Here is an 11,922-nt window from a genome sequence, read left to right as displayed (position 1 = left end):
CGACCGGCACGGCGTCAACGGACGGCGTGGCGGCCGCGACTTCGGCCGGCTTCGCGTGCAGATCCCCGGTGGCGGGCGGCACGGCGCGGTTGGGTTGCGCGTCGTCCGGCGTGGTCGAGTCGGTGAGATCGTTCATCGGTCCCTCTTTGTCATGCGGTGCGTGCGGTACGGCTCGGCGGCACGCGCCGTCGATCGACGCGGGCAGGGCGGCGGCTCCGTCGCCCGCGAACAGCGAATCCGGCCCGCACAAGCGCAGGACCGGGCGTTTCAGGTTCCGCGGGAACCCCGGATGCGCGCCCGACACAGCACAAGCAGCGCGACATTCCGGTAAAGCGGGTACTTACATTGAGCATCGCCGCCGAAGCGTCGGGCGATCCGCCGATCGCCCGGTGGCAGCATGCTATCGGATCAGAAAAGCGCGTAGCGCAACACGATCAGCATCATCCGCAGGCGCGGCTTGCGCACCGGCGTGCGCGGCGCGACGAAGCCCCGCGCGAGCGCGGCTTCGAGGATGCAGCGGTAGGCGCCCGACATGATGCGCGGCGCGCGCACCTGCACGCGCGGCGCGCCGTCCATGATCCGGTCGGCGCGCGCGAAATGCGCGGCGGCGCGCTCGGCCAGCGTCGCGCACACGCGCGGCAGGGCCGGGTGCGCGGCGATCGATTTCGGATCGGTGACGGGAATGCCTTCGCGTTCGAGCAGCTCGCGCGGCAGGTAGCAGCGGTTGATGCCGGCGTCTTCGTCGATGTCGCGCAGGATGTTGGTCAGTTGCAGCGCGCGGCCAAGATGGTGCGCCAGCTCGATGCCCGGCGCTTCCTGCATCCCGAAAATCCTCACCGACAGGCGGCCGGCCGAGCTCGCGACGCGGTCGCAATACAGATCGAGCGTGGCCTCGTCGGGCGCGCAGATATCTTCGGCGGCGTCCATCGCCATGCCGTCGATCATGTCGTGGAAATCCTCGCGCTTCAGGCCGAACGTGCCGATTTCGCGCGTCAGCGGCACGAGCGAGGCGCGCGGCGTGCCGGCGAAGCAGGCGTCGATGTCGGCGCGCCAGCGGTCGAGGCCGGCCGCGCGAACGTCGCGCGGGCCGCCTTCATCGGCGATGTCGTCGACGGCGCGGCAGAACGCATAAACCTGGAACATGGCCTCGCGCTGCGCGGCCGGCAGGATACGCATCGCGCGATAGAAGGAGCTGCCCGATGAGACGGCAGCGGCGTCGGTTTGGGTTTCGTCCACGGCTAGATTGGAAACGGCCAAGACAGGCTCCGCTAAGACGCCCTCGCGGGCGATGGAAGTAGCCATGCCCGATGGGGATGGAGTTGCGTGCTAGATGCGCGAACGATGCGCGCAGACAGGCTTGATTGACCGGTGGATAGCCGGAAATGGCGGGAAGTATAGCAATGTTTGACACCCGCTGCCGCTGGCCCGGCGCGGGCCCGGCCGCTTACGCGAACACCATGTCGCGTTGCAGATCGAGGGCGATCAAACCCATCGCGCGCGCCAGTTGCAGCACCTGACGGCGATCGAGGCGCGAGCCGATGAAACTCGTGACCTGGCCGTCGAGATCGGCGGTGAACTGGAAGGTCGCGCCGCCTTCGCCGAACCACGCGCCGGGCACCGCTTCCGATTCGCGCCAGGCCAGCCCGTTGATCACGAGCCCGATGCCGTCGCGGATCGCATCGGCCGCCGCGATCGACGGCGTGGTGTCACCGAGGTCGTCGAGCGAATACGGACCGGGCGTCTCGGGGCGGCGGTAAAAGAAGTAGTCGGTATTCATGACGCGGCTTCATGAAGGGGGACTCCGAAAATTAGCGCGAGATGTGGCCGGAATGGAATAGGCAGCATGCCATTCTGTGGCGTTGAGGAAACAGTTTCATGAAAATGAAAGCTGTTTGTTATCTGGATGCCCGACATTCGCCGATTTTCGAGATGGGAAACGGCGTCGCGCGTTGTCTGGCGGCGAGCTTCCTTGAAGTTAGTGAGCATTCACACTTAGATTGGCGGTGCTGGCGGGAACCGGCAATCGCATCGACAATCGCCTCTCGGGCGAGGCATGACCCGCCCCATCTCAAACGAGGAGACACCCCTTGAACGGTTCCGATCCGCACCGCGCATCCCGTGACGAAACCCGCCTGCCGTTCGTGCTGGTGCACGGCGCCTGGCACGGCGCGTGGGCTTACGAACGCGTCGCCGCAGCGCTCGCGGCACACGGTCACGCCAGCCTCGCGCGCGATCTTCCTGCGCATGGAGTGAGTGCCTGCTACCCGGAGTCATTCGGCGGGACGGACCTCGATGCGTTTGCTCAGGAGCCCTCTCCGGTCGCGGCCGTGACGCTCGACGCCTACACCGATCACATCCTCGACACGATCGACCGCGCCTGCGCGCTTGGCCACGAGCGCGTCGTGCTGGTAGGGCACAGCATGGGCGGGCTGGCGATCACGGCGGCGGCCGAGCAAGCGCCCGAGCGCATCGCGGCGATCGTCTACCTGGCCGCGTTCATGCCGGCTTCGGGTGTGGACGGCCTCGATTACGTCCGCGCGCCTGAAAACCGCGGCGAGATGCTGGCATCGCTGATGTGCGCCAGCCCGCGCACGGTCGGCGCGCTGCGCATGAATCCAGCCAGCCGCGACCCGGCTTATCAGGCCCGTCTCAAGGAAGCGTTGTTCGCCGACGTCGACGACGCCACGTGCCGCGCCGCGGTGCGCCTGCTGTCGTGCGACGTGCCGGCCGCGCCGTTCGCCACGCCGATCGTCACCACGCCGGCGCGCTGGGGCGCGATCGAGCGCCACTACATCGCCTGCTCGCAGGATCGCGTGATCCTGCCGGCGCTCCAGCAGCGCTTCATCGCCGAAGCCGACGCGTTCACGCCCGATCGCCCGACCCGCGTGCACCGCTTCGACAGCAGCCATTCGCCGTTCCTGTCGCAGCCGCAGGCGCTGGCCGACCGGCTGGCAGCCATTGCGCGCGACGCGGCCGCCTGAAGCCCGACACGCCAAGCAAACCGAGCGCGGCACGCGCGCCACGCAGATCGCGCCCGCGCGCCCGGAATCGCAGGACGCGGCCCGCGACTCGTTTATGATGGCGATCATTCGATAAAGGCCATCACACGCAGCGGTTCCCATCATCATGACGCCCGACCGGCCCGACGCCACACGCTCCTCGCCCGCCGCCGATTGGCAGGACGAGGACGCGTCGTTTTCGAGCGGCGCGCCCGAGCAGGATTTCGCGGTCCGCCGCATCACGCTGATCATCCTGCTCGCCGCGGCGATCGTGCTGCCCTGCGTCTACGTGGCCGTGATGGCGTACAACGATCTGCGCGCGCGCGAAGCCACCGCGCGCGACGTGACGATGCGCACGGTGCGCGTCGCCGAGGAACACGCGCTGAAGGTGTTCGACCTGACCGAAACGCTCGACGCGCGCATCGTCGATCTGGTGCAGGATCTCGACGATCCGGCCATCCGCAACGCCGAAGCCGACATCCACGACACGCTCAACACGATCGGCGGCGGCTACCCGCAGGTGGCGGCCGTGTCGATCTTCGGCGCGAGCGGCATGCTGCTCGCCAACAGCCTCTATTACCCGGCGCCGCACGCGTCGATCGCGAACCGCGACGATTTCATCGGCGTGCGCGACGGCAAGGTGATCGAGCACATCTCGCGGCCGATGCACGGCCCGCTGCGCTCGACCACCCCGAGCCTCGTCTTCAACACCGGCGTGCCGCGCCGTCACAGCGACGGCAGCTTCGCAGGCATGGTGTCGATCGCGCTGAAATCCTCATACTTCAACGCGTTCTACCGCGACCTGCTCGGCGGCGACAAATCGCCGATGTCGATGGCGCTCACGCGCAGCGACGGCTCGGTGCTGGCCTCGTATCCGCCGCCGCCCGACACCGGCGACGAAAAGCTCGACGAACACGACGCGCCGTTCGTCAACGCCGACGCCCGCAACCCGCGCTCGGGCATCATCCGCGTCGAACACGAAGACGGCTCGAACGAGATCGTCGCGTACCGGCAGGTGGGCTCGTATCCCGTCTACGTGACTTGCGCGTATCGCACCTCGGCGATCTGGAGCGCGTGGTACGAACATCTGAGCGTGCTGTTCATCTCGATGTTCGCGCCGTCGCTGGCGTTGTGGTGCGTGATCTGGCTGTCGCTGAAGCGGCTGCGCGTCGAGGAACAAGCGTGGGATCGTTGGCAGGCCGAAGCATCGATGCGGCGCTCGATCGAATCCGCCTACCGCCAGTCGCGCAAGATGGAAGCGCTCGGCAACCTGGTGGGCAGCGTCGCGCACGATTTCAACAATCTGTTGATGATCATCTCGAGCAACATCCAGATCGTCCGGCTGCGCGGCACGGCGCTGATCGACACCGAGCTGACGGCCATCGAGCGTGCGCTGAAGAACGGCCAGTCGCTGACGCGGCAATTGCTCGGCGTCGCGCGCAAGCAGCCGCTGCGCAGCGAGACGATCGACGTGCCGCAATGGCTCGGCTCGTCGTGCCGCGAATTGCTGAAAACCTCGCTCGGTTCGAAATCGGCGCTGATCGTCGAGATGCCGCCCGGCGTCTGGCCGATTCGCGTCGACATCGCCGAACTCGAACTCGCGGTGATCAACCTCTCGGTCAATGCGCGCGACGCGATGCCAACCGGCGGGCGCTTCACGATCGCCGCGCAGAACATCACGTTCCGCCGCGAGGATCGCTTTCCGCTGACCGGCGATTTCGTGCAGATCGCGCTTACGGACACCGGCAACGGCATGGCGCCCGAGGTGCTCGCGCACGCGTTCGAGCCGCTGTTCACCACCAAGGCGAAGGGCATGGGCACGGGGCTCGGGTTGCCGCAGGTGTTCGCGTTCTGCGAGCGCTCGGGCGGCATCGCGACGATCGACAGCGAGGTGGGGGAGGGCACGACGGTGCGGCTGTATCTGCCGCGTGCGGGCGAAAGCGACCGCGTCCCGGCCGCCGCGCCGGCGGCGCTCGAAGAGGCCGTCCCCAACGCCGAAGCGCCGAACGAAGGCCTGCGGATCCTGCTGGTCGAGGACAACGGCGACGTGGCGGCCGGCACCGAAGCGCTATTGAGCCTGCTCGGCCACCGCATCACCTACGCGGCGAACGCCGACGACGCGCTCGCGCTGATCAACGCGCCCGCCGATCCCGACGACGACGCGCGCCCGTTCGATCTCGTGATCTCCGACATCCACATGCCGGGCAAGCTCAACGGCATCGATCTCGCCGAAGCGATCGAGCGTCGCCCGGGCACGCTGCCCGTGATCCTCGTGACCGGCTATGCGGAAGAGTTGGATCGCACGCGGCGCGTCAGCGCGCGCGTGCTGTCGAAGCCGTTCGATATCGGCTTGCTCGACGAACTGCTGCGCGGCATTCGGCAAGCGCGCGACGCGCGCAAGGCGGCGGCGCGGGCTTGAGCTTGCGTGCCACCGCGCGATGCAGTGCGCGGGTGCCAAGGCCGGCTTGCGCGTGCCGTCGGCGCCCGCGTCGCGAGCGCCCCCTTGGCGGCTCAAACGCTCGCGTGACGGCGTACCCACGCCACGTAGCGATCGACGAACGCCTGCAGGAATTTGCGCGTGTCGTCGTTGACGATCGTTCCGTCCGCATCGATTCGGCTCGTGTCGTGCTTGATGAACATCTCGGGCTGACCGAGCGTCGCGACATCGAGATAGGCGAGCACGTTGCGCAGGTGCTGCTGCGCCAGCGCCGTGCCGGCCGCGCCCGGCGACGTGCCGAGTATCGCCCCCGGCTTGCCGCTCCACGAGTTGTGCCCCCACGGCCGCGAGCCCCAATCGAGCGCATTCTTCAACACGCCCGGAATCGAGCGGTTGTATTCGGGCGTGACGAACAGCAAACCCTGCGCCGCTTCGATCTGCTGCTTGAACGCGGTGGCTTCGGCGGGGAACGCCGCATCGTGATCCTGGCTGTAGAGGGCAAGCGCGCCAATGTCGGCGAACTCGAACGAGAAGTCGTCCGGGGCCAGCGAGATCACGGCCTTCGCGAGCGCCCGGTTGAACGATTCGCGTCGCAGGCTGCCGACGACCACGGCAATTCGATAAGTCATCACGTTCTCCTTCCGTTCGTTTGAGAATCCGGCCGGATTCGTTCGCGAATGCGCGGCGATGGCCCGGCGGTGGGCACGCCAGCGCAAGTCCTGACCCGCGGGCGATCGGGGCCGGCTTTCCACAAGGTTACCCACAGAAACTGTGGATAACTCTTGGGCTACGCATGTGCGGAGTTACGTCCCAGGCTGTCCAGTGCGACCGTAATCCCTTGCGCCGGGACAGCATAGCGCACAAGTTTGACGGTGAAATGCGGCGGGAAATCGCTCGAAAAATGGGGAAGGGAAGGTGTGAGGATGCAACGCCGCACGCCAGCCATCGCTGGCGCATCGCCGTCCTGATTCAATATTGATAAGGATTATTAAAACAACGCGGCAACCGATTCCGGGGGGCGGCCAATCGCAGCCTTGCCATCGCGCACGACGATAGGGCGTTGCAGGAGGATCGGGTGAGCGGCAATCGCCTGGTAAATCGCAGCATCGCTAACCCCATCTTCACCAAGCCCAAGATCCTTGAACGGCGCTTCGTTGTCGCGAACCATGTCGAGCAGCGGACGGCCAAGTTGTGCGTGCAGCGTCTTCAATTCGGCGACGGTCGGCGGCGTCTTCAGGTATTCCACAACCTGTACGGCCTCGCCGGTCTTGTTCAAGGTGTCGAGCAGTGCCAGCGTTTCGCGGGATTTCGAGCAACGCGGGTTGTGGTAGATCGTGATCATTCGGGTGGGCTCACTAGGAAAAGCAGAGAGGGCGTCTATTGTAGCGACGCGACGGTGGCGGGAGTTTATGCGCATAAACCGGCAGGCTTTCTGTCAGCGCGACGGCGAACGCCGAGCGAACAGACGGCCGAGCTGGCCACCTTTATGCGCATAAACCTCGGCCGAATGGCTAAATCTTGAGCCGCCTCACACTTAATGATTGAAATAAGAAATTCATCGGGTAAAATTTCGACGACCAAAACAGGAGTGAAAATTGGCAGCCGAAATCATTGCGGTCACTCAGCAGAAGGGCGGTGTGGGTAAAAGCACCATCGCCATGCACCTCGGCGCGGCATTCCATGAGAAGGGCAAGCGCGTCCTCGTCGTCGATGCCGACGGTCAAAATACGCTCGTCCACTGGTCGAGCGCAGCAGGGGAGAGCGACAACGGCATTCCGTTTCCGGTCGTCAACCTCGCGGAAGCCGGTGGCCAGATCCATCGCGAGATCAAGAAGTTCATCAACGACTACGACATCATCGTGGTCGACTGCCCGCCATCAATCACCGAAAAGGTATCGGGCGTCGTGCTGCTGGCAGCCACGGTAGCCGTGATTCCGACCTCATCATCGCCGGCCGATTACTGGTCGAGCGTAGGCCTCGTCAAACTGATCCAGCAAGCGCAGGTCATGAATGAAGACCTGCGCGCGGTATTCCTGCTGAACAAGACGGAAGAGAAGCGCATGCTGACGCGGGAGCTTAAGCGTGCAATCGAAGAGTTGGGCTTCCCGTTGTTGAAGACCCAGATCCCGACGCGCGAAGCCTACAAGCAGGCGATGGCGCTGGGGCAGACTGTCCTGCAGATGAACGACCGTGGCGCACGACTTGCCGCAGCAGAAATTCGCGCATGTGCCGACGAAATCGTCGCCATGCTGCCCTGAGTTTATGCGCATAAAGGATCCTGAATGAAACCCTCCCAATTTGCCAAAGGCTTCCAGGCGCGCCCCGACACGACCACCAGCGAGAAGCGCACGGCGCTCGATCGGCTCAATGCGATCGACGGGCTGGTGAAGTCCGACACGCCCGCGCCGGCCAAGGCGCCGAAGAAGAACATCCCCGTCACGATCGTTGAAACGCCGGCAACCGAAGCGCCGACCGACGAGTCCGCGCAATATCACGCATGGCGCAGCGAGAACCGCTACCAGCCCGGCCAGATCATCGAGCTGCCGCTGAAGGCGATCAAGGCCAGCCCGTTCAATCCGCGCCACTTCTATCTGAAGTCGTCGATTGCCGAATTGGCCGTCAATCTCGCGAAGCAGGGGCAACAGCAGGCGATCCACGTGATCCCCGATTACGACAATCCGGGCACGTTCTTCGTCAGCGACGGCGGCCGCCGCGTTCGCGCATTGAAGGAAGCGAACAAGGATTCGGTGAAGGCGATCGTGATCGATCTCCCGATCGGCATCGAGAGCTACAAGCTCGGCTACGATCTGAACGTCCAACGCGATTCGCAGACGGTGTTCGACAACGCGGTGGTCTGGCGGCGCTTCATCGAGGAAAGCCATTTCCAGAGCCAGAAGGAATTGGCCGAGCATCTCGGCATCGACGAATCGACGATTGCCGTCGCGCTCTCGATCGGCAAGCTGCCGGAAGCCGTGATGCAGGAGATGGTCGCGCGCACCGATCGTTTCGGTTCGAACATGGCGTACCAGGTTGGCCGTTATCACACGGCGCGCGGCACCGACGCGACGCTGCGATTGATCAACAAGATCCTGTCCGACGATCTGAGCACGCGTCAGGTGGCGGACATCGTGAAGGGCAGGGCGAACGCGCAGGAAAATACGAAGCCGGCCGGCCGGCAACGTTACGCGCAACGCCACGAAATCAAGATGAACGGCTCGACGGTCGGCGACCTGAAGTCCTACGGCGAAGATCGGCTCGAACTGCGTCTGCGTGGGCTGTCACGCGAAAAGCGCGACGAAATCCTGCAGCAACTCGAAAAGATGCTGCTCGGCTGAGCCAGCCCGGCCGTCGCTATTCAGCGTCGGCCAGCCGGCACGCCAGTATCCGCACCCCGAAGTCCAATCGGATTTCGGGGTGTTTTTCTTTGTGCCGCAGGGAAGAGGAGCGCGCCACGGCAAGACCCTGGCAACGGACATCGCACAAACACAAAGGCCGAGCCCGCTGTTCGCAGGGCTCGGCCTTGGTCTGTTTCGTTACGCGTTGCGGTGCAATCAGGCCGCGCGCGAATGGCTCAACGTGAACGCCAACAGATCGCCGTCGGTCGGCTCGCCCCAGGTCTTGAGCGCGAGCCAATCGAAGAACGCCGTTTCGACGAGCTTCGATTCGAGGCCACGGCGGCGCCAGTCGTCGCGCAGGTGCGAGCCGAGCGCCGGCAGCACATCGGTTTCGAACGAGTTGCGCGCGAGATCGCGTGCGTCGTCGCCTTGTTCCTCGTACAGCGCCTTCGCTTCCTTGCGGCGGTACGCATCGTATTCGCCGCGCAGTCGCGCCTTCGGATCGTCGGTCGAACCTGCGCCGCCGCCCACCGACGTGAGCTTGCCCGCTGCAGTGGTCGTGCCCGGCAGCGCGTCGGGTTCGGCGACCGGCGGGGCGTAGCCCTTCTTCAACGCGTCCTTGAACAGGGCGCCGGCGCTGCGCACCGGCGGCAGCGTCGTGCTGCGCATGCGTTGCTCGGTCATCTGCAGCGCCGCGCGAATCCGGTTTTCCTCGCTGTCGGCGTAAAGCGTTTGTGCTTCCTTCAACGGGATGCCGAGCTTGACCATGCGGTCGACGAGCGTGCTGTCGAACACGTTCGGATGCTCGTCGAGCGCCAGCATTGGCTGCTTGCGCTCGGACACGCGGAACTGGATTTCGGCCACGCGCCGACCTTCGCGATGTTCGATCAACTCGACGAAGATGTTCGTGACGGCGTTGACTTCGGCGATCGCCGGACGCAGATAGTCGCGCTTGAAATACTTGTACTCGCGCTTCGCCTCGTCGCCGGCCTCCGTGTCGGGCGTACCCGACAGGATCGGGCGCCACCATTCCCACGGCTCGCGCATCGTCAGATGGCTCGGGTTCGTGAGGTAACGCACGCAGATCTCGTACAGCGCCAAGCCTGCGCTGCTGCGCAACTGGCTCTGGAACTGCAGGCTCAGGCGGGCGTACTGCACCGGGTCGAGCAGTTTCTTCTTGATCTTCGGTGCGAACGAGAATTCCACCCAGACCCGGCGCGTGGCCGGATCCTCGAGAATTTCGGCATCGGCGATCAGCGTCGAAATGCCCCATTTACGGCCAGGCTTCTGGCTCGACGTGCCGGTGCTCCACTCGACCTGAACCGACACCATGCGACGCAGGTGCTCCTTGACGAGCGCCGTGTCGTTGGAATCGAAGGCGGAGTTCGCGACGATATCGGACAGCAGGGCCCGATACGTGTCGCCGGAATCGTCGGCTTGCTGGGCAACGGCGAGCAGCACGTTGAACAGCTTGCGCGTCAGCAGCGTGATCTTGCCGCTCTTGGGCTGGATGGCGATCGCCTCGACCGCCTTTCGCAACTCGGCGGAGCTGGCGTTCACCACATCGACATCGGTTTTCTTCGCGCGCTTGGTGGTCGTGGCCATGCTTCGGATCGGACAGGGTAAGTTTCCCGCAAGGATAGCGACTGTGGTGATAGGCGTCTACACGCCTCACCTCACCTTAGGGGGTGAAGTTGCACGATTCGTATCGCCTCACCCCAAGCGAATTCCTGCAAAAGCTCACCGGTGGAAAAGCCGACGGCGCGCGTCTCACCTTTGCTGTCGCGGGTGACGCGGACGCGCATGATAGCCGCACCGATCCGAAGCCGTCGAGAGCCCTCCCGGATTCCCTCACCTTAAAAATTTTCTCGTGGACATCCGGGAAAAATTCTGCACAGGAAACCGGGGCTGCCGCGGGATAAATCGACGCAAACGGGCCGCTGTGTCGGACAAGCCAGGGACTGCGCTGTGCTGTGGGCACAGGCTCGCCGCGCCGGCCGTGGTTCCGCGGATCGAGGCGGCGGCACAGCGATCGTCGGTGCCGCGGCCAGCGCTCGATCAGCAAGCGGCCCCGCCCCGGCAGGCGCCACGACGCGTGCGGCGCTTCATGGTGCCCGGCAGCACCGCAGCAAGCTCACCGTCCAGGCACAACACCGGCACTGCGGTTCCACGGATCGCAAGCACCGCACAGACAAGCACCGCTCCGGTTCACCGTCGAGGCCTGCTCGGCTCACCGTTCCTGTGCGTGGCAACGGATGCACCTTCGCTACCGCACGACGAGCCCCATCGGCCGCTGCGCGCCATATGCGAAGGCCCAGGGGTGCGCCGCCCCTCATCGGGCCGCCATACGGCCCCGTAACGCTTCTCGAACATCATTTGCGTCTGTGAGCCTCGCCGTGTCCCCCGGGGAGCACTCAGCGCCTCGTCAACCTCACCGATCGGTATCGCTCCGGCACAGACGCGAACACGCACCCACAGCCCCGCGTAACGCTACGGCATTCGACGTCGATTCCCCGTGCCGCGCCAAACCGGCCGAACGCTTCCGGAAATCGGCCAAACGCCCTGCCAGCAAGGGTTGTCCACAGCCTCGCAAGCTCACGGAGCACGCATCTTCTGCCGCATCCGCACAACGCCTCCCGAAAAACCTCACCTTTCAGGAATCACCGGTGAACCGAGGCATTTGAGCGAAAGCACCGACATACGGGGCCTCACAGCTCGCCCGATCCTGAAAAGCCTCACCTTTGACCAAACCGGTCGATCACCGAAGCGCTTTTAGCGCGTCCCGAAAAATCTCACCTCAACCGGCAATCACAATAGAAAATTCATTGTTTTCATATACTTAGATATGCCTTCGCAATGCAGCAGCGATTTCCCAAAGATCCCGGAAACACTCACCTCAACGCCAATCCTCGCGATCCGAACCGCAACCGGAGTCTCCCGAAAAATCTCACCCGTCACGAAATTGCCAGCAAAAATCGCGGCGCAAATCCCTGTATCGGCGCGGGTTTACGGCTAAGTGGATGCCCACTGCTCCCGAAAAGCCTCACCTTATGCGTTTTTTGGCCTGTGAAATGGTCCCGAAAAATCTCACCTCAGCCATTTTTTGACGGCTTCCTGCCCGATCCCGAAATCTCTCACCTGTGGCCCGGCT

9 protein-coding genes are annotated in these 11,922 nt (G+C 64.6%); 4 read left to right on the top strand and 5 right to left on the bottom strand.

Annotated features, from left to right (window positions below; all coding sequences use genetic code 11):
- Nucleotides 1–408 precede the first annotated feature (408 nt).
- Together hpnD and G3N92_RS05420 are read right to left on the bottom strand one after the other, a co-directional pair.
- The gene (gene hpnD / locus G3N92_RS05425) at nucleotides 409–1,257 is read right to left on the bottom strand and encodes a presqualene diphosphate synthase HpnD (RefSeq protein WP_206126430.1); all 849 of its coding nucleotides are present in this window, start codon (nucleotides 1,255–1,257) and stop codon (nucleotides 409–411) included.
- 187 nt (nucleotides 1,258–1,444) lie between these two features.
- Nucleotides 1,445–1,777, bottom strand: coding sequence for a hypothetical protein (locus G3N92_RS05420; protein WP_206126429.1), 333 nt, complete (start codon nucleotides 1,775–1,777; stop codon nucleotides 1,445–1,447).
- A 310-nt stretch (nucleotides 1,778–2,087) separates the two neighbouring features.
- Here G3N92_RS05420 and G3N92_RS05415 point away from each other — a divergent pair, with 310 nt between their 5' ends.
- Nucleotides 2,088–2,981 (top strand): alpha/beta fold hydrolase, encoded by an 894-nt coding sequence (locus G3N92_RS05415; protein WP_206126428.1) that lies wholly within the window; start codon nucleotides 2,088–2,090, stop codon nucleotides 2,979–2,981.
- Nucleotides 2,982–3,126: 145 nt separating this feature from the next.
- Nucleotides 3,127–5,418 carry a hybrid sensor histidine kinase/response regulator gene (locus G3N92_RS05410; protein WP_206126427.1) on the top strand — a complete coding sequence of 764 codons (2,292 nt, stop codon included), beginning with the start codon at nucleotides 3,127–3,129 and terminating at the stop codon, nucleotides 5,416–5,418.
- Between the two features lie 92 nt (nucleotides 5,419–5,510).
- Here the strand turns inward: G3N92_RS05410 and G3N92_RS05405 are convergent, their stop codons facing one another.
- Entirely contained in the window at nucleotides 5,511–6,065 is a 555-nt protein-coding gene (locus G3N92_RS05405; RefSeq protein ID WP_206126426.1) for an NAD(P)H-dependent oxidoreductase, read from the bottom strand.
- 359 nt (nucleotides 6,066–6,424) lie between these two features.
- On the bottom strand, nucleotides 6,425–6,778 hold the full coding sequence (gene arsC / locus G3N92_RS05400; protein ID WP_206126425.1) for an arsenate reductase (glutaredoxin): 354 nt from the start codon (nucleotides 6,776–6,778) through the stop codon (nucleotides 6,425–6,427).
- A 253-nt stretch (nucleotides 6,779–7,031) separates the two neighbouring features.
- On the opposite strand from arsC, the gene parA reads away from it, so the two are divergent.
- Nucleotides 7,032–7,694 (top strand): ParA family partition ATPase, encoded by a 663-nt coding sequence (parA, locus tag G3N92_RS05395; RefSeq protein WP_206126424.1) that lies wholly within the window; start codon nucleotides 7,032–7,034, stop codon nucleotides 7,692–7,694.
- 24 nt (nucleotides 7,695–7,718) lie between these two features.
- Nucleotides 7,719–8,771, top strand: coding sequence for a ParB/RepB/Spo0J family partition protein (locus G3N92_RS05390; RefSeq protein ID WP_206126423.1), 1,053 nt, complete (start codon nucleotides 7,719–7,721; stop codon nucleotides 8,769–8,771).
- A gap of 216 nt (nucleotides 8,772–8,987) precedes the next feature.
- Here the strand turns inward: G3N92_RS05390 and G3N92_RS05385 are convergent, their stop codons facing one another.
- Nucleotides 8,988–10,376 carry a replication initiation protein gene (locus G3N92_RS05385; RefSeq protein ID WP_206126422.1) on the bottom strand — a complete coding sequence of 463 codons (1,389 nt, stop codon included), beginning with the start codon at nucleotides 10,374–10,376 and terminating at the stop codon, nucleotides 8,988–8,990.
- Between the last annotated feature and the right edge of the window lie 1,546 nt (nucleotides 10,377–11,922).

The sequence above is a fragment of the Burkholderia sp. Ac-20379 genome (assembly GCF_017104645.1).
Lineage (GTDB): Bacteria > Pseudomonadota > Gammaproteobacteria > Burkholderiales > Burkholderiaceae > Burkholderia.
The sequence above is the reverse complement of the archived record's forward strand: the minus strand, read 5'-3'. Positions and strand labels throughout refer to the sequence as shown.